The 26,056-nt window shown below is 67.0% G+C and carries 16 protein-coding genes and 1 pseudogene; 13 read left to right on the top strand and 4 right to left on the bottom strand.

All coding sequences use genetic code 11. The annotated features are described in order from the left end of the window. Positions 1-16 precede the first annotated feature (16 nt). The 7 genes from HYG77_RS08775 to HYG77_RS08750 all read left to right on the top strand — a co-directional run bounded on the left by HYG77_RS08775 (position 17) and on the right by HYG77_RS08750 (position 16,791). Complete coding sequence (locus HYG77_RS08775) at positions 17-4,444, top strand: condensation domain-containing protein (protein WP_208962428.1); 4,428 nt, start codon at positions 17-19, stop codon at positions 4,442-4,444. Continuing rightward, positions 4,441-5,283 (top strand): 3-hydroxyacyl-CoA dehydrogenase family protein, encoded by an 843-nt coding sequence (locus HYG77_RS08770; protein WP_208962427.1) that lies wholly within the window; start codon positions 4,441-4,443, stop codon positions 5,281-5,283. Before HYG77_RS08775 ends, HYG77_RS08770 begins: the two co-directional genes overlap by 4 nt. Further along, positions 5,270-7,594 (top strand): AMP-binding protein, encoded by a 2,325-nt coding sequence (locus tag HYG77_RS40635; protein WP_280123299.1) that lies wholly within the window; start codon positions 5,270-5,272, stop codon positions 7,592-7,594. The genes HYG77_RS08770 and HYG77_RS40635 overlap by 14 nt, the downstream gene beginning before the upstream one ends. Continuing rightward, positions 7,480-11,256 carry a condensation domain-containing protein gene (locus HYG77_RS40630; RefSeq protein ID WP_348273583.1) on the top strand — a complete coding sequence of 1,259 codons (3,777 nt, stop codon included), beginning with the start codon at positions 7,480-7,482 and terminating at the stop codon, positions 11,254-11,256. The genes HYG77_RS40635 and HYG77_RS40630 overlap by 115 nt, the downstream gene beginning before the upstream one ends. Continuing rightward, a complete protein-coding gene (locus tag HYG77_RS08760; RefSeq protein ID WP_348273577.1) occupies positions 11,178-11,552 on the top strand; it encodes an AMP-binding protein in 375 nt (124 codons plus the stop codon). The genes HYG77_RS40630 and HYG77_RS08760 overlap by 79 nt, the downstream gene beginning before the upstream one ends. Positions 11,553-11,575: 23 nt before the next feature. Then, positions 11,576-11,848, top strand: a complete 273-nt coding sequence (locus HYG77_RS08755) for an AMP-binding protein (protein WP_208962424.1) — start codon at positions 11,576-11,578, stop codon at positions 11,846-11,848. Between the two features lie 167 nt (positions 11,849-12,015). Then, entirely contained in the window at positions 12,016-16,791 is a 4,776-nt protein-coding gene (locus HYG77_RS08750; RefSeq protein ID WP_208962423.1) for a non-ribosomal peptide synthetase, read from the top strand. Between the two features lie 10 nt (positions 16,792-16,801). Here HYG77_RS08750 and HYG77_RS08745 read toward each other — a convergent pair. Continuing rightward, a pseudogene (locus HYG77_RS08745) lies at positions 16,802-17,759 on the bottom strand (alpha/beta hydrolase family protein). Positions 17,760-17,850: 91 nt separating this feature from the next. On the opposite strand from HYG77_RS08745, the gene HYG77_RS08740 reads away from it, so the two are divergent. Both HYG77_RS08740 and fgd read left to right on the top strand, forming a co-directional pair. After that, positions 17,851-18,192: a DUF202 domain-containing protein gene (locus tag HYG77_RS08740; protein WP_109327614.1), complete on the top strand. Its 342-nt coding sequence runs from the start codon at positions 17,851-17,853 to the stop codon at positions 18,190-18,192. 55 nt (positions 18,193-18,247) lie between these two features. After that, positions 18,248-19,255 (top strand): glucose-6-phosphate dehydrogenase (coenzyme-F420), encoded by a 1,008-nt coding sequence (gene fgd, locus HYG77_RS08735; RefSeq protein ID WP_109334913.1) that lies wholly within the window; start codon positions 18,248-18,250, stop codon positions 19,253-19,255. A gap of 69 nt (positions 19,256-19,324) precedes the next feature. On the opposite strand, the gene HYG77_RS08730 is transcribed toward fgd, so the two are convergent. Further along, the gene (locus tag HYG77_RS08730) at positions 19,325-20,239 is read right to left on the bottom strand and encodes a diiron oxygenase (RefSeq protein WP_109327616.1); all 915 of its coding nucleotides are present in this window, start codon (positions 20,237-20,239) and stop codon (positions 19,325-19,327) included. Positions 20,240-20,600: 361 nt separating this feature from the next. On the opposite strand from HYG77_RS08730, the gene HYG77_RS08725 reads away from it, so the two are divergent. Beyond that, on the top strand, positions 20,601-20,846 hold the full coding sequence (locus tag HYG77_RS08725; RefSeq protein ID WP_109327618.1) for a hypothetical protein: 246 nt from the start codon (positions 20,601-20,603) through the stop codon (positions 20,844-20,846). Positions 20,847-21,088: 242 nt separating this feature from the next. On the opposite strand, the gene HYG77_RS08720 is transcribed toward HYG77_RS08725, so the two are convergent. Then, entirely contained in the window at positions 21,089-21,304 is a 216-nt protein-coding gene (locus HYG77_RS08720) for a TetR family transcriptional regulator (protein WP_109327620.1), read from the bottom strand. Between the two features lie 138 nt (positions 21,305-21,442). Between HYG77_RS08720 and HYG77_RS08715 the strand changes: the two genes are divergently transcribed. Then, positions 21,443-21,625 (top strand): hypothetical protein, encoded by a 183-nt coding sequence (locus HYG77_RS08715; RefSeq protein ID WP_109327622.1) that lies wholly within the window; start codon positions 21,443-21,445, stop codon positions 21,623-21,625. 488 nt (positions 21,626-22,113) lie between these two features. Here the strand turns inward: HYG77_RS08715 and HYG77_RS08710 are convergent, their stop codons facing one another. Then, positions 22,114-22,623, bottom strand: a complete 510-nt coding sequence (locus HYG77_RS08710) for a nitroreductase/quinone reductase family protein (RefSeq protein WP_208962422.1) — start codon at positions 22,621-22,623, stop codon at positions 22,114-22,116. A 91-nt stretch (positions 22,624-22,714) separates the two neighbouring features. Here HYG77_RS08710 and pta point away from each other — a divergent pair, with 91 nt between their 5' ends. Next, positions 22,715-24,850: a phosphate acetyltransferase gene (gene pta, locus HYG77_RS08705; RefSeq protein WP_208963326.1), complete on the top strand. Its 2,136-nt coding sequence runs from the start codon at positions 22,715-22,717 to the stop codon at positions 24,848-24,850. Further along, positions 24,847-26,049, top strand: coding sequence for an acetate kinase (locus tag HYG77_RS08700; protein WP_208962421.1), 1,203 nt, complete (start codon positions 24,847-24,849; stop codon positions 26,047-26,049). The genes pta and HYG77_RS08700 overlap by 4 nt, the downstream gene beginning before the upstream one ends. The last annotated feature ends 7 nt before the right edge of the window (positions 26,050-26,056 follow it).

The raw sequence follows: 26,056 nt of genomic DNA, 5'->3' as shown, positions 1-26,056 counted from the left end.
ACTCCGGGAGGCAACAGTGACCCAGCGACAACCGGGCGACGACGCCGTCGTCGTGGTGGGCATCGCCGCGCGCTACCCCGAGGCCGACGACCTGGCAGAGTTCCGCGCGAACCTCGCGGCCGGCCGGGATTCGGTGCGCCCGCTGTCCCGGTCGCGGGCCGAGGCCACCGGACTGGGTCCGCCCTCGGACTACCAGCCGATGGGGTTCGTCGAGGACATCGCCACGTTCGACTACTCGTTCTTCACGCTGTCGAAGCGGGAGGCGTCGCTGATCGACCCGCAGCAACGTCTGGCGCTGGTCCTGGCGTATCGAGCGATCGAGGAGGCCGGCTACTCGGCGACCGACTTCCGGGACAGTGCGACAGCGGTGATCTTCAGCGCCGCGACGTCCACGTACCCGGCGATGTGGGCGGAACCGGGCGTCCTGAGCACCCTGGGCAACGTTCCGTTCGCGGTGCCTGCCCGCATCGCGTACCAACTCGGGCTCACCGGGCCCTGTTACGCCGTCGACTCGGGCTGCAACGGTTCGCTGATCGCGGTGCACCACGCCTGCCGGGAGCTGCGCTCGGGAGACGCCGAATTCGTGCTCGCGGGTGGTGTCAGTCTGCGGGTGAACGGTATTCGCGCCGATCTGGCCGAGGGCTCGGCCGAGCTGATGTCGCCCGGCGGACGATGCCGGGCATTCGATGCGAGCGCGGACGGTACTGCCGTCGGCGAGGGTGGTGCGGCGCTGCTCCTCACCACGATGGGGCGCGCGCGTGCCGACCGTGTGCCAGTGCACGCGGTGATACGCGGCACCGCAACGGTGTCGAGCGGCCATTCGTCCGCGACCATCAGTTCACCGAGCGCTCGGGCGCAGGTGGCCGTGATCGAGCGGGCCTGGCGCAACGCGGGGCTCGCACCGAGCGATGCCGGGTATCTCGAAGCGCACGGTTCGGGAACACCGCTGGGCGATGCCGTGGAACTGGAAGGAATCGCCACCGCATTCGAGGGCAGGTCGGGTGTTCTGCCGATCGGTTCGGTGAAGACCAACATCGGCCATCTCGACCACGCCGCGGGAGTGTCGGGCCTGGTGAAGGCGATCCTTGCCGTCGAGCACGGTGAGCTGTACCCGTCGCTGCATTTCGACAGGCCCACCGGCGGAGTAGATTTCGCCGGCAGCGGGATCGAGGTGGTCACCGAGGCCAGGACCTGGAGCGAGGAGGGCAGTCCTCGACGGGCCGGAGTCAGCTCGTTCAGTCTGGGCGGTATCAACGCGCACTGCGTGGTGGAGCAGCCACCCCTGCAGCACACCGCGCCGCACGCCGAGGACACCATTCGGCTCGTGGGTGTGTCGGCGAAAAGCGCAGCGGCGCTCGCCGCTCTGTGTGACGATCTGGCGTCGGCGGTGCGCGGGTATTACCTCGCCGACATCGTCTTCACCCTCAACCAGGGGAGGCCGCATCACGAGTATCGGGTGGCGGTGCAGGCGCGCACTGTCGACGAACTGGCAAAGGCACTCGCGGCGCGGGCCGCCGACCCCGAGGGTCGGAACGAGAGTGCTCCAACCCGGCGGGCACCGTCCGTGGCACTGCTGCTGTCACCGGACCCGATGCCCGCCGCACTCCGTGGCCGTTCCCTACCGCCGGCACTGCCGGCCACGGGTGACGAGGCGGACCTTCTCGCCGGCCAGATCGCCGTTCACCGGGAATTGCGGAACGCTGGGATATCCGTGGACGCCGTCCTCAGCGGTGGTGTGTCGCGCTATGCGGCGAGGTATCTGCTCGGCACGTTGTCGGAGGTCACCGCCGCCGAGATCGCGGCAGCCGCCGCCGACCCTGCGATCGACACGGGACGGTTCGTCGCCGTCGCGAAAGGAATGCTCGCCGACGGACCCGTCGTGTTCGTCGAGCCGAGCCCGGACGGGCGGCTCGGACGGTTGCTCGCGGACGCGCTCGGTGACCGAGCGGATGCAGAGATCCTGCGCGTACCGGACACGCCCGGGGCCGTCACCCATCTGCTCGCGGGATTGTACGAGCGCGGAGTCGACCTCGACTGGGTTGCCGTCGGTGCGGCTGACGAGACCGCTCGGCGGGTGCGGTTGCCCGGGCACCCCATGCTGGGATCCCGGTGCTGGTACGACCTGCCCGGCCGGCCGGAGTGGGGTCGAACCCCCGAAGTCGTCGCGCCGGAACCGAAGCCGGAACCGGCGCGCGTCGTCCCGGCGGACAGCCTCGACTGGCTGCAGACGACACTGCGTGGTCTGCTGCACAGCGAGACGGCGGTTGCCGCTGACGACGACTACTTCGAACTCGGCGGCAACTCGCTGATCGCGATGCAGCTCGTCGACAAGGTGGCCGAGCAGTACGGGGTCCGACCCAAGTTGATCGACCTCTACGAGCGGCCGAAGGTCGCAGATTTCGCGGAGCTGCTCGCGGCGGGCACGTCCGCAGCCGGTGGGCTCCCTCCGATCACACCACGCGGACGGCATGTGATGTCGTTCGGCCAGGTGCGCATGTGGTTCCACCACCAACTCGACGCCACCACGACGATCTACAACCTGCCGATGGTCAGCGACCTGCACGGACCGATCGATGAATCGGCGGTCCGCGGAATGTGGGACGACCTCGCCGCACGGCACCAGGTACTGCTGTCCAACTACGTCAACGTCGACGGCGAGCCGCAACTGCGCATTCGCCCATCGCTGGGCGACTTCTTCCGGACCGCCGACGTGTCGAACGAGCCGGACCCTGTGGCTGCGGCGCGGGCACTCGTGCACGAAGCGGCGGTTGCACCGTTCGACTTGGCCAACGACCCGCTGGTGCGTGCTCTCCTCGTCCGGATCGGCCCGGACGAACACGTCCTGCAGGTGACCACCCACCATTCCGTCAACGACGGTGGTTCGCCGCGAATATTCGAACGCGAACTCCCCGCCCTGTACGCCGCACGCCGGACCGGACGCCCTGCGGATCTCCCGCCACTGCCCATCCAGTACTGGGACTACGCGCTGTGGCAGCGGGAACTCATTGAGAGCGCCGCACTCGAGCCGGAACTCGACTACTGGCGACAGGTACTCGCCGATGTCCCGCTGCTACGGCTTCCCACCGACTTTCCTCGACCGGAACGGAAGAACTTCACCGGCGCATTCCACACCTTCACCATTTCGGCCGAACAGACAGCACGCCTACGCGCCGTGGCCCGGCGTGAGTCGGTGTCACTGTTCGTGGTACTCCTCTCCGCGTTCTTCCTACTCATGGCAAGCCGTAGTCGCCAGCGGGACATCGTCGTCGGGACCCCGACGACGGGGCGCAACCGGCCGGAACTCGCCGGCATGATCGGGTACTTCAACAGCACTGTGGCGTTGCGCGCCGACCTGTCCGGCGAACCGAGCCTCACGGAACTGTTCGGCCGGGTGCGCGACGTCGTGCTGGGGGCCCTCGAACATCAGGAGATTCCGTTCGACCGGGTCGTGACTGCACTCACCGGTGACCGAGACACGAGCCGTACCCCGCTCTTCGACGTCTGCCATGTGCACCAGGAACTGCCCGCGTTGCAGTCGCAACAGGGGCTCACCGAGACGCTGTTCGACCAGGAGGATCCCTCGGCCATCGCCTTCGGCGGGGTGCCCTCCGGTACAGCGAAGTTCGACCTCACCCTCGTCACCACGGAGCGCGGCGGCGAAGACGACATGGCCGCGGGGCTCGAGTTCAGCACGGAACTCTTCACCGAGCAGACCGCCGCCGCGCTGTGCGGGGAGTACGTTGCCATCCTGGCAGACATCGTCGATTCTGCGGCGGTGCAGCCGATCTCAGCGTTCCTTGCCGACTCGTCCGACGAGATCGCGTCGCGCGAACTGCCGATCGCACCTCCGGTGGTACCGGCCGACCGGCCGCGGCCGACATCGAACGGCGCGGAACCGCTTCGGTACTCGGTCGCTCGGGTGACCGCGATGCTCGACGACGCGCCGGGTTTCGCCGAGATGCTCGCCGCGTGGATCGCCCTCCTCGCGTGGTACACCGCTCAGGACGAGGTGGTCGTCGGCACCGCCACGGTCCCCGGGGGTTCGCCGCGGCTCGTCGGTGTCGACCTGTCGGGTGAACCCTCGTTCTCCGAACTGGTGTCGACGGTCCGCCGGGAACTGTCCTCCGACAGCAGCGTGCGGGATTTCGCAGCAGTTCACTTCCCGGTCCGGTGCGACGGAGAACGCGGCCCGAGCGACGACCGTGCCGAGGTATCGTCCGCCGAACTGGCGCTGGCGTGGTCCCGAGGGCAGGGCCCGAATCTCACCCTCGAACTCGACTACGCGGTGGAACTGTTCGACCGAAGCACGGCAACCGCGATGCTCGCCGACCTCCGTCAGCTCATCCGGGCGCTGGTGACGCATCCCGACCTGCCGGCTCAGGAGGTGGCGATGGAGTACGTGCATCAAGACGACACCGATTTCTCCTCGGAGGCGGCGCGATGAGCATCGGTGTGGTGGGCGCCGGCACCATGGGGGCCGGAGTCGCCGAGTGCTGTGCGCACTCGGGCCACGACGTGATCGTCGTCGAGTCGGATCCGCAGGCCGTCGAAGTCGCGCGCAAGCGCATGAGCGACTCGCTGCGGCTCGCGATACTCCTCGGGCGCAGCGCGGGCCCGAAACCCGCCGAGGTGGCGGCGCGTGTGCGATGGACCGATCAGATGTCCGAGCTGCACGACGCCACCGTCGTCGTCGAGTGTGTTCCCGAACGGATCGACCTCAAAGAGAAGATCTTCGCGGAACTGGACCGCTGCTGCGCCGCCGATGCCGTCCTCGCATCGTGCACCTCTGGGATTCCGGTCGATCTCATCGCCGCGTGCACCTCGAGGCCGGAACAGGTTGTCGGGCTGCACTTCATGAACCCGGCGCCGCTCAAGGACACCGTAGAGGTAGTGGCCGGACCGCGAACGTCCCAGCGCACCCTGGACCGCGCGCAGGAGTTCCTCACCTCCCTGAACAAAACCGGCATCATCGTGGGTGACGGACCCGGCTTCGTGTTGAATCGCGTGCTCATGCTGTGCATCGCGGAGGCGGCCGCCTCCGTCGACGCCGGTATCGCCGACCCGGAAACCGTCGACGCACTGTTCGAGGGCTGCCTCGGCCATCCCATGGGGCCGCTGCGCACCGCGGACCTGATCGGCCTCGACAACGTCCACGACACGATGACCAGCCTCCGCGCGCTGACAGGCGACGACCACTACCGCCCGCCCGAGTCGCTCACCGCATTGGTCGACGCCGGCCACCTGGGGCGTAAGACCGGGCGGGGCTTCCATGACTACCGATGAACGACCGCCTACCGATGAACGGCATACCGGCAGTGTGGAACTGCCTCTGACATACGATCAACTCGCAGTGCTCGAGACCTGCCACGACAACCCCACTTTCGCGTTGTATCTCGAACTCGACGGCCCACTCGTCGAGGACGCATTTTCTACCGCACTGCGGCAGACGCTGACCGAATGTGGTTGTCTGCGAGTAATCTTCGGCGGAAACGGGCAAGAACTACGCCAGAGCACCGGGACCGGGCACGTGTCCGGACCGGAGGTTATCGACGCGAGCACCTCGGCCGACGCCGACACCCTCGTCGCGGCGTGGATCGGCCGCGAACTGGACCGAACCATGGTCGTCACCACCGGCCCGCTGTACGTCCACATCCTTTTCCGGTTGCCGCACGGACGGTTCGGCTGGTTCCAGCGCTACCACCGCCTGGTCAACGACGAACCGGGCATGGCGGCGATCGTCCGGGCCACCGCCGAAACCTACGAGGCCGCCCGCACCGCGCCGCCTCGGAGAGCGAACTGGCCGTTCACGTCCCCGTCGGCACTGCTCACCTCCGATGCCCGCTACCGGGAGAGCGCCGCGTGGCTCGACGACCGCCGCTACTGGGAGGAACTCCTCGCCGGGGTCCCAAAAGCGGAAGAACTATTCGATCAGGTTCCCGAACAGAAGGATTCACGCTACGAAAATGTATCGGTCGGCGGTGTAGCGGCGCGACTCGCACGCCGCAGCGGCGGCGGTACGGCAGCAGTTCTACTCGCGGCGCTCGCCCTGTACCGGCAGAGCCTTACGGGTGTCGACGACGTACTGCTCGGGTACCGGGAACACGGGACGACCATCCCGGTCAGGGTCACCCTCGCCCCTCATTTCACGTTCGACGCGGTGACGCGGCAGGTGGGCCTGCAACTACGGAGATCCCGTCGACGGCGCTTCCTCTCCACAACCGATGCTGCGGTATTCGGGCAGGACTGGTGCCCGCTGGCGGGTGAAGTGCGGGAACCGCTCGGCGTCGAGCGGATCGGGAACTGCGCCGTCACAGGGGTGAAGCGTTGGGGCGCAACGGGTGAGCGCGCATTCTTTGCCGTGGACGACCGGGACGGGACGTGGTCCGTCGAAGCACACGGTTCTGCCCATCTGCAGCACTTCGTCCGAATACTCGCGGCCGCACTGGAATCGCCGGATGGGTTGTTGGCGGGGGTGGAGGTGTTGGGACCGGAGGAGTGTGGGGTGTTGGTTCCGGTGCGGGGTGGGCGGGGTGTGGGTGTTCGGGTGTTGCCGGAGATTTTGGCTGGTGGGGTGGGGGTGGATCGGGGGGCGGTGGCGGTGTCGTGTGGTGGGGTGGAGGTGTCGTATGGGGAGTTGGATGAGTTCTCGTCGCGGTGGGCGCGGGTGTTGATCGGTCGGGGTGTGGGGCCGGAGTCGGTGGTGGCGGTGGTGGTGGGGCGTTCGGTGGAGTTGGTGGTGGGGGTGTGGGCGGTGGCGAAGGCGGGTGGGGCGTTTTTGCCGGTGGATCCGGTGTTGCCGTTGGTGCGGGTGCGGGAGATGTTGGTGGATTCGGGTGTGGTGGTGGGGTTGTCGGTGTCGGGGGTGCCGGAGGGGGTGGAGTGGTTGTGGCTCGATGATGTGGGTGTGGTGGAGGGGGTGTCGGGGGGTGTGGTGTCGGATGGGGATCGGGTGCGGCCGTTGAGGGCGGGGTGTGCGGCGTATGTGATGTATACGTCGGGGTCGACGGGGCGGCCGAAGGGGGTGGTGGTGACGCATGAGGGTTTGGCGAATTTGGCTGTGGAGGAGCGGGTTCGGTTCGGGGTGTCGTCGGGTTCGCGGGTGTCGCAGGTGTCGTCGCCGAGTTTTGATGCGGTGGTGTACGAGTGGTTGATGGCGTTTTCGGTGGGGGCGCGGTTGGTGGTGGCGCCGCCGGGGGTGTTCGGGGGTGTGGGGTTGGTGGAGTTGTTGGAAGGGGAGGGGGTGTCGCATTGTTTTGTGACGCCGTCGGTGTTGGCGACGTTGGGGTCGGGTGTGGGGTTGGGGTCGGTGCGGGTGTTGGTGGTGGCGGGGGAGGTGTGTGCGCCGGAGTTGGTGGCGCGGTGGGCGCCGGGTCGGGAGTTTTTCAATGCGTATGGGCCGACGGAGGTGACGGTGCAGGCGACGGTGGGTGGGCCGTTGGTGGCGGGGGTGTGGTGTCGGTGGGTGGTCCGGGGGTGGGGGTGGAGGTGGTGGTGTTGGACGGGTGGTTGCGTCCGGTGCCGGTGGGGGTGGTGGGTGAGTTGTATGTGGCGGGGTCGGGTGTGGCGCGGGGGTATCGGGGTCGGGCGGGGTTGACGGCGGTGTCGTTTGTGGCGAATCCGTTTTCGGGTGTGGGGTCGCGGGTGTATCGGACGGGGGATGTGGTGCGGTGGGTTGAGGTGGGGGTGTTGGAGTTTGTGGGGCGGGGTGATGGGCAGGTGAAGGTGCGGGGTCAGCGGGTGGAGTTGGGGGAGGTGGAGGCGGTGTTGGTGCGGTGTCCGGGGGTGGCTCGGGCGGCGGCGGTGGTGCGGGAGGGGGGTCGGTTGGTGGGGTATGTGGTGCCGGAGGTGGGGGTGCGGGTGGATCCGGATGTGGTGGTGGAGTGGGTGGCGGGTGTGGTGCCGGGGTGGGTGGTGCCGTCGGTGGTGGTGGTTGTGGGGGAGTTGCCGGTGACGGTGAGTGGGAAACTTGACCGCACAGCACTACCCGAACCGGAACTTGTGCACCGACCCCAGCGGCCCGCGCGCACCGCAGCCGAAGAGACGTTGGCATCGGTCTTCGCGGAAGTACTCGGAATCGAACGGGTGGGGTACGACGACTCGTTCTTCGCGTTGGGCGGCGACAGCATCCTGTCGATCCGGCTGGTGTCGCGGGCCAAGGCCCGAGGACTGGTGTTCACCCCGCAACAGGTGTTCGAGCACCGAACGGTGGCTGCGCTGGCAGCACAATCGGACATCGCGGACCGCACGACGCCCGGCCCTCTCACCGAACTCGCCGGCGGCGGTATCGGCACCTTCCCGCCCACACCTGTGGTGCGGTACCTGCTGGAGCGCGGCGGCCACTTCGAGCGGTTCAGTCAGAGCCTGCTGCTCACGCTCCCCGCCGGGATCGACGAAGACGGACTTGTCGCTGTCGTCGCCGCTGTGATCGCACGGCACGACATGCTGCGGTCCCGGCTCTGCCGGGATGCGAGCGGACAGTGGCAGATGGAGACCCGCCCGGATACCGACGTGGATGCCGCGTCACTGATCCGTCGCGTCAGGTTCGACCCCACCATCGCGGTCGACCCGCCGGCGACACTCGTCGCGGCCGAGCACCAGGCGGCCGTCGAGAGACTGCGTCCCTCCGATGGTGTCGTCGTCCAGTTCGTTTGGCTCGATCCGGGAACGTCGAGCGTCCCCGCAACCTGGGGCCGATTGATCGTCGTGGCTCACCACCTTGCCGTCGACGGAGTGTCGTGGCGGATTCTGTTGCCCGACTTCGCGACCGCCTGGTCTCAGATCTCCGCCGGACACGCGGCGGAGCTGCCGGCGCCGGGAACGTCCATGCGCCGGTGGGCGCATGCACTGGCGGAGGATGCACAGCGCGGCGAGCGGGTCGCCGAGCTGGCGTGGTGGCGGAGCGTCGTGGACCGGCCGGACCCCCCGATCACCGACCGCCCTCTGGATCCCGCGGTGGACGTGGCGACGGCAATTCGTGACGTCGGCGTCGAGATGTCGACCGAAGACACCTCCGTACTGCTGACAACCCTCCCGAGGCTTTACCACGGGGGTGCCCACGACGCGCTCGTCACCGCCCTGGCAGTGGCATCGTCCAGATGGCGACGCGATCGGGGAATCTCGTTGTCGTCCATGCTGATCCGCATGGAGGGGCACGGACGCGAGCAGTCTGTGGTGCCGGGCGCCGACCTGTCCCGCACCGTCGGCTGGTTCACCACAATCTTTCCCGTCCGCCTCGACCTCGCCGGCGTCGACCTCGACGACGCGCTCGCCGGCGGCCCCGCGATGGGCCGGGCGATCAAGGTGGTGAAGGAGCAGCTGCGCGCTGTGCCCGACATGGGCATCGGCTACGGCCTCCTCCGCTACCTGAACCCCGACACTGCCGACACGCTGCCGAAAACCGAACCGGGGCACATCAGTTACAACTATCTCGGCCAGGTCCCCGACGCACCCGCCGGCAGCGCGGTGGCATGGGCACCCGCCGACGGATTCGGCGACCTGCAGTACGTCCCGGACCCCGACATGCCTGCCTCGGCCGCGCTCGAGGTCAACTCGATCGTGATCGGCGGAAAACTCCGGGTGAGCGTGGGCTACCCGGACACCCTGGTGGCGCGCGACGATGCCGAGCGGTTCGCGATTCGGCTACGGGAGGCGTTGTCCGCATTGACAACACATTCTCACCGTCCTGAGGCCGGGGGGCTCACCCCTTCCGATGTTCCGCTCGTCACCGTGACTCAGAGCGACCTCGACGCGTGGGAGGAGCGCTTCGGGCCGCTCACCGATGTGTGGCCACTCGCACCTCTGCAGGCCGGGTTGCTGTTTCACGCCCTCATGGCGAAACCCGCGATCGACGCCTACACGGTCCAGGTGTCGTTGCATTTGAAAGGTGTCGTCGATCCGGCGCGGATGCGCCGCGCGGCTCAGGCACTGCTGGATCGGCATGCGAACCTGCGGGTGGCGTTCGTGCCGTCCGCCGACGGCACGTTCGTCCAGGTGGTGCCGGCGACCGTAGGCGTGCCGTTCCGCCAGGTTCACCTGACGGGTATTCCCGAGGAGGCGCGCGGCGCCGAACTGGAGCGGATTCTGGCCGCCGATCGCTCTGCGGCATTCGACACCTCCCACGCACCGCTGATGCGATTCCTTCTTCTGTCCACCGGACGCGACGAATTCCGTCTGGTGTGGACCAACCACCACACCCTCCTCGACGGGTGGTCGATGCCACTCGCGATCCGGGATCTCCTCGCTCTGTATGTAGCAGATGGGGTGGGGATGCTGCCGAGTCCCCGGCCCTACCGGGACTTTCTGATCTGGCTGCACCACCGAGATCCGGAGGAGTCGCGGGGGGTGTGGGCGAACGCGCTCGCCGGTATCGAGGGGCCGACGCTGCTGCTGCCGGATGCGTGGGGTAAACAGTCGTCGGTCCCACCCACCCAGGTACAGTTTTCGCTCTCCGAAAGCCTTACCGCGGAACTCGCGACTCTGGCGCGCGAGCGCAACGTCACTGTGAATACGGTGACCCAGGTGGCGTGGGCACTCCTGCTGAACGGGGCGACGTCCTCGTCCGATGTCACGTTCGGCGGCACGGTGTCCGGGCGATCACCGCAACTCGCCGGCGCCGAGTCGATGATCGGACTGTTCGTCAACACCGTCCCCGTCCGTATCACGCTTGATCCGCGGGAAACGGTGGGCGAGTTGCTCGAACGAACGCAGTCGGAGCAGGCGGCGTTGTTCGACCACCACCACCTGGGTCTCGCCGACATTGCGCGCGCGGCCGGACCACAGCTCGGATTCGACACGGCAACCGTCTTCGAGTCGTACCCGATCGATCGAGGTGGGCTGACCGAGGACACCGACCTGGCCGGAATCCGGGTGGTGGACGTCAGCGGTGTCGATGCCACGCATTACCCACTCAGCGTGGCCTTCTCGATGGACACGCAGCTGCGTATGACCTTTCACTACCTACCGGACCTGATCGAGGCGGCCACGGTCGAGACGATCGCGGCACGGGTCACCCGGATATTCGAGGCGATGGCCACGTCGCCGGACGGGTTGTTGGCGGGGGTGGAGGTGTTGGGACCGGAGGAGTGTGGGGTGTTGGTTCCGGTGCGGGGTGGGCGGGGTGTGGGTGTTCGGGTGTTGCCGGAGATTTTGGCTGGTGGGGTGGGGGTGGATCGGGGGCGGTGGCGGTGTCGTGTGGTGGGGTGGAGGTGTCGTATGGGGAGTTGGATGAGTTCTCGTCGCGGTGGGCGCGGGTGTTGATCGGTCGGGGTGTGGGGCCGGAGTCGGTGGTGGCGGTGGTGGTGGGGCGTTCGGTGGAGTTGGTGGTGGGGGTGTGGGCGGTGGCGAAGGCGGGTGGGGCGTTTTTGCCGGTGGATCCGGTGTTGCCGTTGGTGCGGGTGCGGGAGATGTTGGTGGATTCGGGTGTGGTGGTGGGGTTGTCGGTGTCGGGGTGTGTGGTGCCGGAGGGGGTGGAGTGGTTGTGGCTCGATGATGTGGGTGTGGTGGAGGGGGTGTCGGGGGTGTGGTGTCGGATGGGGATCGGGTGCGGCCGTTGAGGGCGGGGTGTGCGGCGTATGTGATGTATACGTCGGGGTCGACGGGGCGGCCGAAGGGGGTGGTGGTGACGCATGAGGGTTTGGCGAATTTGGCTGTGGAGGAGCGGGTTCGGTTCGGGGTGTCGTCGGGTTCGCGGGTGTCGCAGGTGTCGTCGCCGAGTTTTGATGCGGTGGTGTACGAGTGGTTGATGGCGTTTTCGGTGGGGGCGCGGTTGGTGGTGGCGCCGCCGGGGGTGTTCGGGGGTGTGGGGTTGGTGGAGTTGTTGGAAGGGGAGGGGTGTCGCATTGTTTTGTGACGCCGTCGGTGTTGGCGACGTTGGGGTCGGGTGTGGGGTTGGGGTCGGTGCGGGTGTTGGTGGTGGCGGGGAGGTGTGTGCGCCGGAGTTGGTGGCGCGGTGGGCGCCGGGTCGGGAGTTTTTCAATGCGTATGGGCCGACGGAGGTGACGGTGCAGGCGACGGTGGGTGGGCCGTTGGTGGCGGGGGTGTGGTGTCGGTGGGTGGTCCGGGGTGGGGGTGGAGGTGGTGGTGTTGGACGGGTGGTTGCGTCCGGTGCCGGTGGGGGTGGTGGGTGAGTTGTATGTGGCGGGGTCGGGTGTGGCGCGGGGGTATCGGGGTCGGGCGGGGTTGACGGCGGTGTCGTTTGTGGCGAATCCGTTTTCGGGTGTGGGGTCGCGGGTGTATCGGACGGGGGATGTGGTGCGGTGGGTTGAGGTGGGGGTGTTGGAGTTTGTGGGGCGGGGTGATGGGCAGGTGAAGGTGCGGGGTCAGCGGGTGGAGTTGGGGGAGGTGGAGGCGGTGTTGGTGCGGTGTCCGGGGGTGGCTCGGGCGGCGGCGGTGGTGCGGGAGGGGGGTCGGTTGGTGGGGTATGTGGTGCCGGAGGTGGGGGTGCGGGTGGATCCGGATGTGGTGGTGGAGTGGGTGGCGGGTGTGGTGCCGGGGTGGGTGGTGCCGTCGGTGGTGGTGGTTGTGGGGGAGTTGCCGGTGACGGTGAGTGGGAAACTTGACCGCACAGCACTACCCGAACCCGGCACCGGGACGCGTCGCTTCCGGGCTCCCGCCACCCCCCTCGAAGCCGTCGTGGCCGGTGTGTTCGGCGACGTCCTCGGAATCGAACAGGTCGGCGCCGACGACGACTTCTTCCGCCTGGGCGGCGACTCACTGTCCGCCACCCGCGTGGTTGCCCGGGTCGACGCGGCACTCGACGTCGATGTCGGACTGCACGCCCTCTTCGAGGCGCCGACCGTCACAGCGTTTGCGGCCCGTGCCGCGAAAGCCACCGTGCGTACCGACCGGCCGGTGTTGCACGCCGGGCCGCGCCCGGAACGAATCCCGTTGTCGCTGGCGCAGACTCGCATGTGGTTCCTCAACCAGTTCGACACCTCCTCGCCCGCCTACAACATCGCGATGGCGTTCCGGCTCACCGGCGCACTCGATGCCGACGCGTTGCGCGCTGCGGTGGCCGATGTGGTGGCGCGGCACGAATCGCTCCGGACCCGCTTTCCGATGTGCGACGGTGCGCCGGTGCAGGTGATCCTCCCGGACGCGGCACCGGACCTGCCAGAGGTGAGGGTGACCAGCGAAATGGAGTTGCGCGAGCAGCTCTCGGCGTCGGTGTCGGAAGGCTTCGACGTCACGAAGCAGGTGCCGGTGCGAGCCGCATTGTTCGAGACCTCCGATGCCGAGCGAGTGCTCCTGGTGGTGGTGCACCACATCGTCGCGGACGGAGCATCGATGGTCCCGCTCGCCCGGGACGTGCTGGTGGCGTACACGGCCCGCACCCACGGGCGCTCCCCGGAGTGGGAACCTCTGGCGGTGCAGTACGCCGACTTCGCGCTCTGGCAGCGGCAACTCCTCGGTTCGGACGAGGATCCGCAGTCGTTGGTGTCGGCGCAGCTGGCCTACTGGCGGAACGCGCTGGCCGGTCTTCCTGCCGCACTGGATCTACCGGCGGACCGTCCGCGTCCGATGCAACGGTCACCGGGTGGGAGCCGAGTGGGATTCGAAATCGACGCCGACCTGCATCGTCGGCTGACAGCGCTGGCGTCGGCGCACCAGTCGACGCTGTTCATGGTCGCGCATGCCGCCCTGGCCGCGTTTCTGGCCCGAATGTCCGGTTCCGAGGACATCGCCATCGGAACCCCCGTCGCCGGACGGGGCGAGGCTGCACTCGACGACGTGGTCGGAATGTTCGTCAATACCGTGGTGCTACGCACCGTCATCCGGTCCCCGAGCACATTCGCCGAACTGCTCGAGCAGGTGCGCGTCGTCGACCTCGGGGCATACGCCCACGCCGAGGTGCCGTTCGAGAAGGTCGTCGAAGCGCTCGACCCACCTCGCTCGACGGCGCATTCACCGCTGTTCCAGGTACTACTCGAATTCCAGAATGTGAAGCAATCCGACCTGTCGCTGCCGGGCGTCGAGGTGACCGGGATCGACCTCGGTGCGACGATCGCACGATTCGACTTGCAGCTCACCGTGTCCGAAGAGTACGACGACGAGGGGTCACCGTCGGGTATCAGGGCCGCATTCAGTTACGCCACCGACCTTTTCGATGCCGACACCGTGGCCGAGCTGGCCGACCGTTTCGTTCGCATGCTCGACGCCGTGGTGGACGACCCCTCGGTGCGGCTGGGGAACCTCGACATACTGGACGCCTTCGAACGGGACGAACTCGCGCCGGTCCGGGGTGCGCCCGCGGTTCCGGAACGGACGCTGTCGGACGTGCTCGTCGCTGGCGCCGCCGTGGATCCGGAGGCAATCGCACTGTCGAGCAATGGCATCGACGTTTCGTACCGGACGCTCGACGAACGGTCCAACCGGTTGGCCAGAGCGCTCGTCGACCGGGGCGCCGGTCCCGACTCCTTCGTCGCCGTCGGGGTGCCGCGGTCGATCGAATCGGTGCTGTCGGTGTGGGCGGTCGCGAAGTCGGGTGCGGCGTACGTGCCGATCGATCCCGCGCTCCCGGCCGCCCGCATCACGGCGATGCTCGAGGATTCCGGTGCAATCCTCGGACTGACCGTATCGGCGCACCGCGAGCATCTGCCCGGCGCGGTGCAGTGGCTGCTGGTCGACGACCCGGAGGTCGACAGCGCGTACCCCGGGGACCGGGTCACCGACGACGACCGCGTGCGACCGCTGCATACCGAGCACGCCGCCTTCCTGCTCTACACCTCCGGCTCGACCGGCACACCGAAGGGTGTCGTCGTCTCGCACAGCGGTCTGGCAAACCTGGTAGTCGAGGAGCGGGAACGCTTCGCAGCGACGCACGGGGCACGGGTGTCACACCTGGCGTCCCCGAGTTTCGACGCGTCCGTCTTCGAGCTGCTGATGGCGTTCACGGTCGGGGCGACGCTGGTCATCGTGCCCCCGACCGTGCTCGGTGGCCGTGAGCTGGCCGAACTCCTCGAGGCCGAACAGGTCACACACGCGTTCTTCACCCCCACCATCCTGGAAACGGTGAGCCCCCAAGAGCTCCCGTCCGTGCGAGTTCTGGCGGTGGCAGGTGAACGGTTCGCCCCCGAGCTTGCGAACCGCTGGACACCGGGCCGGTTTGTCTTCAACGGATACGGTCCCACTGAGGCGACGATTCAGACCACCGCCAGCGAGGCGCTGTCGCCGGACGAGCCGGTCACCGTCGGGGGTCCGGGCCGCGGCGTCGAGGTAGTAGTCCTCGATCCGTGGTTGCAGCCGGTCCCGGTGGGTGTGGTGGGCGAATTGTATGCGGCGGGACCGGGACTGGCCCGTGGATACCATCGGCGCCCAGGTATGACAGCAGCGTCGTTCGTGGCGCACCCCTTCGGAGGTCCGGGCTCCCGCATGTACCGCACCGGTGACCTCGTGCGCTGGACCGAGATGGGCCGACTGGAATACATAGGCCGCAACGACTTCCAGGTGAAGATTCGAGGACAGCGGGTGGAGCTCGGCGAGATCGAGTCGGTCCTGGCCCGCTGCGACGGGGTGGGTCGGGCGGCGGTGACCACACACGCCGGTGCGATCGATCGACTGGTGGGTTACGTTGTCCCGGAGGGTAATGCGAGCATCGATCCGGCGGAAGTGCTGCGCTACGCCGCCTCTCATCTCGCACCGTACATGGTGCCCGCTCGGTTGGTGGTGCTCGACGAGCTGCCGGTCGGGCGCACAGGCAAACTGGACCGGCGGGCACTTCCCGCGCCGATGGTTTCGCCCAGGCCGTTCAAGGCGCCCGCCACTCCGCTCGAGCACGCGGTCGCGGAGGTGTTCGCCGACGTACTCGGGGTAGAACGCGTCGGAGCCGACGACGACTTCTTCGCACTGGGTGGGAACTCCCTGGTCGCGACCAGGGTGGCGTCCGCGCTGCGGGACCGGCTCGGCACGGACGTCGCACTGCAGTGGATCTTCCGCAACCCCACTCCCGAAGGGCTGGCGCGCCGCATCGTCGACCCGTCCACACCCGGCGCCGCGGTGACCGACGACGTGTTGAGTGTCGTGGTCCCGCTCCGGTCCGGTGGAACACGTCCCGCGGTGTTCTGCGTGCACCCCGCCGGCGGACTCGCCCTCGGATACGCCGGACTGATCCAGCACCTCGCGCCGGACAGGCCGGTGTACGGGCTGCAGCTGCCCATCCTGAGCGGAGGCGCGACGTTCGAGTCGATGGAAGAACTGGCACACCGCTACGTCGTCGAGATGCGGGCGGTGCAGCCCCGAGGCCCGTACCACCTGCTGGGATGGTCACTCGGTGGCGTGATCGCGCACGCGATCGCCGTCGAATTGCGGGAGTCCGGGGCGGACGTCGGCACGCTGGCGATGATGGACAGCTACCTCGCAGAGGAGGGCGACTTCGGTGACCTCGAGGTCGACGCCGAGCAATGGCTGCACGGACTGGGCGTCGACTTCGAGGGCAGCGACGACGATGACAGGTCGTACCGAGAGCAGTTGGTCGAGATGCTCGGCCGATCGTTCGGCCGCGACCCGGCGTTCGCGTCGACCCTCCTGAGCCGCATCAGCGCGGGCCTCGAGAACTCGAAGCGGATCTCGGCCGCACATCGGCCCCGCGTGTTCGACGGCGACTTGCTGTTCTTCGCCGCCGCGCAGAGCACCGACGACGAGGGTGAACGACCCTCGCCGAGCGTGTGGCAGCCCGTAGTGACCGGCGTGATCACCGCGAACGAGGTGGAGTGCGATCACGTGCGGATGACCACACCGGAGGCTTTCGCGGTGATCGGGCCGATCCTGGAACGCGCACTGGGGCGTACGCGGTGATGGTCGCCGCTCATGCCCCGATAGCGCTGCCGATGACGGGCCAGGAGTCGCGTAGCTCGGTTTCGAACAGGCCCCAGGAGTGGGTGCCCTGCGGTAGGTAGGCGAACGTGGCCGGGATTCCGAGCTGTCGAAGCCGTGATTCGAAGGCCCCGGCGCACACATGGGTGACCATCTCGACGACACTGCCGCCGATCGTCTGCGGCACAGTCAGTAGTGGGTCGTGGTTGTCGACGGGCCCCGGCATCCCGTTGCCGGTCGACACGAACAACGTTGTGCCGCGCAGGCGCTCGGCGCTCAGCATCGGATCGTGCCGCGCCCACGCGGGATCCCCGGGCGCACCCCACATGTTGGCGGCGTTACCGCCGCCCCGCAGTTCGACCATCGACCGCACCATCGCCTGCCCGAGCACGCCACTGGTCTGTGCGCACCCGCTGTACGAGCCCACCGCACGGTAGAACCCCGGTACCTGCGCCGCCAGGTCGAGCACCGCTGCCCGCCATCGAGACTCCGCCGATGGCTTTCGAGCCTGTTGTCGAAAACCGGCTGTCGATTGCGGCGGGAAGCTCTTGGGTGAGGTACGTCTGCCACTTGTTACGCCCGAGCACCGGATCGTCCGCGGCCCAGTCGGTGTACATGCTGTACTGGCCGCCGATCGGCATCACGACGTTCACATGCTTGTCGGCGAAGAAGTCCCGGACCCGCGTGTTGTTGAACCACGAGATGCCGTCCGATCCGCCGCCGATCCCGGTGAGCAGGTAGAAGGTGGGCGCGGGCGCACCGGAAGCGGGGGAGATGACGTCGTTGGAAACCCAGCGGCCCATCGCCTCCGAGTAGACGTCGACCCGGGTGATCCGCGGCTCCGCCGAGGCGGGCGGCGGTCCGAGCGCCAGCCACGCCGACAACAGCAGGACCGTCACCAACAGTCCACGCAGAGGGGCCGAGCGTCGCAGATCGTCGAACGGTCGCATATTGCCCCCTGCCTGTGGCCTGCTCGTCCAATCTAAGACGCCGGGCTACCTGCTTGTCGCGGTTCCACGGAACCGGTGTATAGATGGATCGATGACGGACAACGACCGGCCCGACGAGCGATTCACACTCGCCAGTGAGCGGACGTTTCTGGCATGGATGCGGAGTTCGCTGGCCTTGCTCGCGGGTGGTCTCGCGATGATCCACCTGGTCCCCGAATTCAGCACCGGATGGGTGCGGACGACCCTCGGCCTGATTCTGATCGGTCTCGCCGCGGCAGCGGCCCTCGTCGGACTGCGACGGTGGTCTCAGGTCGAGAAGGCCCTGCGCGACGGCGCGCCGATGCCCCCGCCCCACGAGTTGAGGCTGTTTGCCGTAACTCTGACGGTGGTGGCGCTGGGAGCGGGGCTCGCCAGCGTCGTCGCCGTTCTCTAACCTGCAGAAGAGGTTTGCATAACGCGAACCGGACGTGACGATTAAGGAGTACACGGTGGCCCACGAGCTCAAGCTGGGATACAAGGCGTCGGCGGAGCAGTTCGGTCCGCGGGAGTTGGTGGAGCTGGGTGTGCTGGCGGAGGCGCACGGGATGGATTCGGCGACGGTGTCGGATCATTTCCAGCCGTGGCGGCACGAGGGTGGGCATGCTCCGTTCTCGATTGCGTGGATGACGGCGGTGGGGGAGCGGACGGAGCGGTTGCAGTTGGGGACGTCGGTGATGACGCCGACGTTTCGGTACAACCCGGCGGTGGTGGCGCAGGCGTTCGCGACGATGGGGTGTCTGTATCCGGGTCGGGTGATGCTCGGGGTGGGTACCGGTGAGGCGCTCAACGAGATCGCGACGGGTTTTGCGGGGCAGTGGCCCGAGTTCAAGGAGCGGTTCGCGCGGTTGCGGGAGTCGGTGCGGTTGATGCGGGAGCTGTGGCTCGGGGATCGGGTCGATTTCGAGGGCGAGTTTTTCTCCACGAAGGGGGCGTCGATTTATGACGTGCCCGAGGACGGGATCCCGGTGTATATCGCGGCGGGTGGTCCGGTGGTGGCCCGGTATGCCGGGCGCAGTGGGGACGGGTTCATTTGTACGTCGGGTAAGGGTATGGAGTTGTATACGGAGAAGTTGCTGCCGGCGGTGGCGGAGGGGGCGGCGAAGGCGGAGCGCGATGTCGCGGAGATCGACAAGATGATCGAGATCAAGATTTCGTATGACACCGATCCGGAGTTGGCGTTGGAGAACACCCGGTTCTGGGCGCCGTTGTCGTTGACGGCGGAGCAGAAGCATTCGATCGATGATCCGATCGAGATGGAGAGGGCGGCGGATGCGTTGCCGATCGAGCAGGTCGCGAAGCGGTGGATCGTGGCGTCGGATCCGGATGAGGCGGTGGCGCAGATCAAGCCGTACCTCGACGCCGGGTTGAATCATCTGGTGTTCCACGCGCCCGGACACGACCAGAAGCGGTTCCTGGAGCTCTTCGAGCGCGACCTCGCACCCCGGCTCCGCGGCTAGGCGGCTTCGCCGCCTGTGAGTGGTTAACGAGTGCAGAGACTCCTTAACCACTCACAGGCGCGGAGCGCCTCAGAGCATGTGCACCCGCTTGTACAGGCGCTTGGACGGCCCGCCCAGCAGGTCCGCGTCGGCGAGGAAGCGCATCAGTGGCTGCGAGCTTTCGCGTACTTTCGCGGCGCGGAACGAGTTGTTCTTCGCCTCGCGTAGCGCTCGCTCGGTGTCGAGTCCGGCGGCGGCGTAGACCGCGGGATTGATCATGCTCGACACGATGAGGTTCGCCGCAATCGCGATGGCGCCGCGGCTGGCCGCCCGGCGAGCCTTGCTGGTACCCGCCGCACGGCGCAGTGTCTCCTCACGAGCGAAACGCATGTGCCGGGCTTCCTCGACCACGTGAATCTTGCTGGTCACCCGAACGATCGGCTGAACACGGGTGTCCTTCATCCAGTCGCGCTGCATGACGTCGAGGATTTCTTCGGCGACCAGAATGCCGGCGTAGGCGACCTCTCCCGACGCGAGAGCTTTGAATCCGCGACCCAGGTTGACGACGGCACGGCGCGGCACGTACGACGGGCAGCCGAACTTCTCGGCGGTACGAGCGAACATCACGGAGTGCCGGCATTCGTCGGCGACCTCGGTGAGCGCGAACTGGAAGTGCGCCTGCGAGGCATCCTTGGCATACATGTCCCGGATGACCATCTGCTGCAGGATCATCTCGAACCAGATGCCGGTGCCCATGATCGAGGACACTTCGTGCTTGGTCAGCGTGATCTGCTGCTCGAACGTCATTTCGTTCCACAGCGGGGTTCCGTACAGCGTGGACCATTCCGGCGTCAGGCCGTAGAGGTCGTCAGGGACCGGTGCATCCCAGTCGACCTCGACCATGGGGTCGTACGACATCCTCGCGGAGGATTCGAGGAGCCGTGTACCCGTGTCCTGGCGGTCGGTGATCCTCGGGTTGCGAAGCTCGAGCGTAGAACGGGTCATGAGCGTCCTCCATATCAGTGTGACGAGACGTAACATGTAATATGGACCTTAGATTGCTTTACGTCAAGGCGTCTCGTGTACAAATGCTGGACTCCCTGACGGATACGTCGCCCTTCGAACCGGTGGGTGATGATTCCCACACACGTCCGGAGTTAGCTTGCTGAATGTTTGCTGATGGTCTGTAGTGGGTGTGCCTGCAGTCGGCAACAAGCTCCCGAACCGCAACGCGCAGGGTTCGGGATCGGCCGGCGGTCCCTCCCCCGACTCGGGGTCGTCGGCTGTTCCCACACCCGCTCACCCCAGCGGGTGTGGGAACAACCAGGCCGCCTGCGGCCCTCCTTCGAAGAAAGTTGGATGAGCAATGCCCGAGCAGAACCCTGTGAAACCCGACATCGTCGTCGGAGCCCGTGTCCGTGTTCGGCGCGAGACGGAAACGACGGCGCAGGGTGTGGTGATCGAGGATTTCGCGGAACTGACCACGTCGGGGCAGTCGCTCGGCCGCGACTGGGCTCCGGTGCACCGGTGGGCGGTCGCTCTCGACGACGGACGTCTCGTGTTCGCCCACGACGGCGAACTCGACGTCGACACCGCGTCGAGCGGACAGTGACCGTCGTCAGTCGACGCCGTCGAGGCGGTTCATCGCCCGGTGCAGTTGGTCTTCGCTGAGCGCCGGTCCGCCCAAGGTGCTGTGGCCGTCCCGTTTGCGCGGAGACCATCGAGCGCGAAGCCGAGGACGCGCATCCATAACTCGGGTGATTCTGCGCTGGCGAAGTCGGCGACAGCGTCTACTTGAATCTCTTACTACCTGCCACTGACATGGCCGATGTCGGAGATGTAAGTACTTCACGGCTACCCGTAACGCCTTGTGCGGGTGCTCTCGGTGAAGAAGTAGACGAGACCTTTCCGCGGATCCGGCATCGCTTCGGCTGCGGTCGAGATCTCGACGACGTCCTGGAGGCGCGCAGCGAACAGGTGCTCGATTAGTTGATCCTTGCTCGCAAATCGGCGGTAGACGGTCCCGACTCCGACACCGGCATCCTCCGCGACCTCGGCGAGCCTGGCCATCGAGACACCGGGATGTGAACACCTCGCGCGGGGCGACTGCAGGATGCGTTCGAGGTTTGCCCGCGCGTCGCTGCGGAGAGCACTGTTGTCTGGGGACTCATCTCCTCGGCAGCAGACAACTCCAGCGCCGAGCACGCCGTGTCCGGGGATCCGGCCGTCGTGGCGCAGCAGCTCGCCGAGGGTGCGGCGCTGGCCAGCTATCACTCCGCGTTCTGGGTGGCCGCAGCATTTTTCGCTGTAGGCGCGTTGGTGTCGATGACACTGTATCGCAACGAGATTCCGCAGCAGGACGCCGATGCGGGGCCAGTTCTGGTCCACTGATGGAGTGTGCTGATCGGGGCCCTATCGAGGCGGTTCGCGGCGAACGGTGCGGGGGGTCGGCCTGGCATCTGGAGACCGCGCGATGGTGCGGATGCCGGTCAACCCCTCGATGGCCGCGGCCAGATCGTCGGCGGACAAGGCTCCTGATTCGGGGTCCGTATCTGCTGGCTGGTGGCCTGGCCGGGACTTCTGGTTCATATGTCTGCCTGTCCTCGAGTCGACGCGGGGGAGAACTCACTGATCGGGGTCGGGCGGGTTCGGCTTCAGCGGCACAGGCGTCACCACATACGGGCGTAATTGTCTGGCTGCAAGCATGTTTCCCCTTTCCCGGCGGCTGTCCGCCTCATCTCCTGGTTCCACCACACACCACGAGCAAACGTCTGGCAACTTGCGGCGCTGTGATTGTCCCCACGTAGATGGTACGGGCGGGAACAGATATCCCGGGGTAGCGCTGGTGAGCGGGTCGCGCTATGAGGCAATGACGTTGGTCAGGTGGCAGTCAGTGCGAACACCCGCATGTTGCGATCGGTGCGGGTCTCGTAGACGCCGTAGACCCGGACCATCGCATCGAATTCGCGATAGATGCGGGTTCGTTCCGGTTCGGTGAGGAGAGTGGCGGTCACCGGGATCGCCTTTCCCCCGATGGTCACCGTCGCGTGCGGCTCCGCGATGAGGTTCGTGGACCAGGCGGGGTGTTTCTCTTGTCCGAAGTTGCTGCCCACCACGTAGATTCGGTCACCCTCGCGGTGGTACAGCAGTGGACTGGTCCTCGGCTTGCCGGACTTGCGGCCCGTCGTGGTGAGAAGCACCACCGGCGCGGCGATCGGGCCGAGAACAGTGAAACGTCCACCGCTCTTCTGGAGTAGACGCCGGTCCACTCCGGCGAGCTTCCGAATCACCCACGACCCCGGCCGGGTAGCGGCGAAGGCCGCGGCGGGCTCACGGAGGAAGCTGTTTTCGCTGCCCCAGCGCACGTCGGGGAAGGGTGATTCGGCCATATGTCATCTGACCGCTTCGTCGGACCCCTGTCAATCGTGGTGGCCGGAGGTGCCGACGGTGACGGCGACGGCGCGGACCGCCGGATACGCTATGGCCATGGCTGCACCTGGAACCTCCGCACCAGTGAGCTCGCCGGGCCCTTCGGCCCCGTCGAGCATATATATCGCCTCGCCGGAGGGGGACACCGGTAAGTCCACCATCGCCTTGGGTGTCTTGCAGATGCTGTGTGCCTCGGCGGCACGGGTGGGTGTTTTCCGGCCGATAGCGCGATCGACGGAGGAGACCGACTACATCCTGGAGTTGCTGCTCGAGCACACGACCGCCGACGTCGGTTACGAGCAGTCCCTGGGTGTCACCTATGAGCACGTCCACGCCGACCCCGACGGCGCGCTCGGTGAGATCGTCGCGCGGTATCACACGATGGCCGAGCAGTGTGATGCCGTCGTGGTCATCGGTAGCGACTACACCGACGTGGCCAGCCCAAGTGAGCTCGGGTACAACGCGAGGATCGCCGTCAACCTGGGTGCGCCGGTGCTCCTCGCATTGCGGGGAGCGCGCCGCAGTCCTGACGAGGTGGCCCAGCTCGCTGCGCTGTGCATCGGTGAGTTGAAGGCACATCACGCTCATCTGATCGCGGTGATCGCCAATCGGTGCGACCCGGACGAACTCGGCGCCGTCACGTCCGCGCTGTCCGCCACCGGCGTGCCTGCGTGGAGCTTGCCGGAGATTCCGCTGTTGACGGCGCCGACCATGGCAGAACTGCTCGACGCCGTCGACGGCACCTTGTTCAGTGGTGATCCAGAGCTTCTGCATCGTGAAGCGTTGCGGGTGATGGTCGGCGGCATGACGGCCGAGCACATCCTCGAGCGTCTGAGTGACGGGGTGGTGGTGATCGCGCCCGCCGACCGTTCCGACGTACTGCTGGCGATGGTCAACGCCCACGACGCGGAAGGGTTTCCGTCGCTCGCCGGAATCATCATGAACGGTGGTCTGCTCCCGCATCCCGCGATCGCCGACCTGATGGCAGGTTTGAAACCGCGTCTTCCGATCCTCACCACCTCGCTGGGTACGTTCGACACGGCAAGTGTTGCCGCGCAGACGCGGGGCCGGGTGGCCGTCGGCTCGCAACGCAAGGTCGACACCGCGTTGAGCGTCATGGAGCAGCACGTCGATCCCGCTGTTCTCGTCGAACGGCTGAAACTTCCGATTCCCTCGGTGGTCACACCGCAGATGTTCGAGTACCAGCTGATCGACCGGGCCCGGCGCGGTCGCAGGCACATCGTCCTTCCGGAGGGTGACGACGACCGTATCCTCCGGGCCGCGGGCCGATTGCTCCAACGCCAGGTGGCGGAGCTGACACTCCTCGGAGACGAGGGGCAGGTGCGCAGGCGTGCCGCCGAACTCGGTGTGGACCTGTCCGAGGCGCAGGTTCTCGATCCGCGAACCTCGGAGTACACCACTTCGTTCGCCGAGGAGTACGCCCGGCTGCGCGCGCACAAGGGTATGACCCTCGAGCGTGCACGGGAGGTGATGGGCGACATCTCGTACTTCGGAACCATGATGGTGCACAGGGGAATAGCGGACGGAATGGTGTCCGGCGCCGCTCACACCACCGCGCACACGATTCGGCCGTCGTTCGAGATCATCAAGACTCGGCCGGGTGTGAACACGGTGTCGAGCGTGTTCCTGATGTGTCTGTCCGACCGCGTCCTCGCCTACGGCGACTGCGCGGTGGTGCCCGACCCCACCGCCGAGCAACTGGCCGACATCGCGATCTCGTCCGCTGAGACGGCCGCGCAGTTCGGCATCGACCCGCGCATCGCGATGCTGTCGTACTCCACCGGCGATTCGGGGACCGGCGCAGATGTCGACAAGGTGCGCTCCGCCACCGCCGTCGTCCGTGAGCGGCGACCGGATCTGTTGGTGGAAGGACCGATTCAGTACGACGCCGCCATCGAGCAGAGTGTGGCCGACAAGAAGATGCCCGACTCGCAGGTGGCAGGTAAGGCGACGGTGTTCATCTTCCCCGATCTCAACACCGGCAACAACACCTACAAGGCGGTGCAGCGCAGTGCTGGTGCCATCGCCGTCGGCCCGGTGTTGCAGGGTCTGAACAAGCCGGTCAACGACCTTTCCCGGGGCGCGCTGGTCGAGGATATCGTCAATACGGTGGCCATCACGGCCATACAGGCCGCGGCGCTCGAACCTCGGGGGGCAGACACGTGAGCGACGACACCGCAGGATCGGTGCTGGTACTCAACTCCGGTTCTTCGTCGATCAAGTTCCAGCTCATCCAGCCGGACACCGGCGAGTCGATCGCCTCCGGGCTCATCGAGCGGATCGGCGAACCGGATGGTCACATCGTGTATCGGCACCGCACGGGCGTGGAGGAACGACACGGTGTCATCGCCGACCATCGCGCGGGTTTGAAAATGGTCCTCGAGGTGGTCGCCGAGGTCGGCCGGCCGCTCGGTGAGGCGGGGATCGTCGCCGTGGGGCACCGCCTCGTTCATGGTGGCAAGGTGTTCTACGAGCCCACGATCATCGACGACGACGTAGTGCGGGCCATCTCCGATCTGTCGAGTCTGGCGCCGCTGCACAATCCGGCGAACGTGATCGGCATCGAGGTGGCCCGGGAAGTGCTTCCCGATGTCCCGCACGTCGGAGTGTTCGACACCGCGTTCTTCCACACCCTTCCTGCGGCGGCGTCCACCTATGCCATCGATCGGAGCATCGCGCAGGAGTACGACATTCGGCGTTACGGCTTCCACGGGACGTCGCACCAGTACGTGTCGTCCTGTGCCGCCCAGTTCCTCGGCAGGGATACCTCCGAGCTCGACCAGATAGTTCTGCATCTGGGCAACGGCGCCTCGGCGTCCGCCATACACGGCGGCCGAGCCGTCGACACCAGCATGGGATTCACGCCACTCGAGGGCCTCGTCATGGGTACGCGCAGTGGTGACATCGACCCGGGAGTCCTCCTTCATCTGTATCGGCAGGGACTGACGGTCGACCGGATCGACGACCTGCTCAACCGGCAGTCGGGTCTGCGAGGGCTGTCCGGCGTCAACGACTTCCGCTCGCTCCGGACACTCGTCGGTGAGGGAAACGCGGACGCCGCGCTCGCCTATGACGTGTATGTGCACCGGCTCCGCAAGTACATCGGCGCCTACCTCGTGGAGCTGGGCGGTGCCGATGTCATCACGTTCACCGGGGGAGTGGGCGAGAACAACGTCGATGTCCGGCGCGACGGCCTGGCGGGGCTCGAACGTCTCGGCATCATTGTCGACGACACGCGCAACAGCTCGGAATCCCGGTCGCCCCGGCGCATCTCCTCGGACGACTCCGAGGTCGAAATTCTTGTCGTCCCCACCAACGAGGAGTTGGCGATTGCCCGGGCGGCAGTCGACTTGGTGGGTAGCTGAGCCGGTG

This window comes from Rhodococcus sp. ZPP, assembly GCF_017656075.1.
Taxonomy (GTDB): domain Bacteria; phylum Actinomycetota; class Actinomycetes; order Mycobacteriales; family Mycobacteriaceae; genus Rhodococcus_F; species Rhodococcus_F oxybenzonivorans.
Note: the sequence above shows the minus strand (reverse complement) of the source record. Positions and strands in the feature narration are given on the sequence as shown.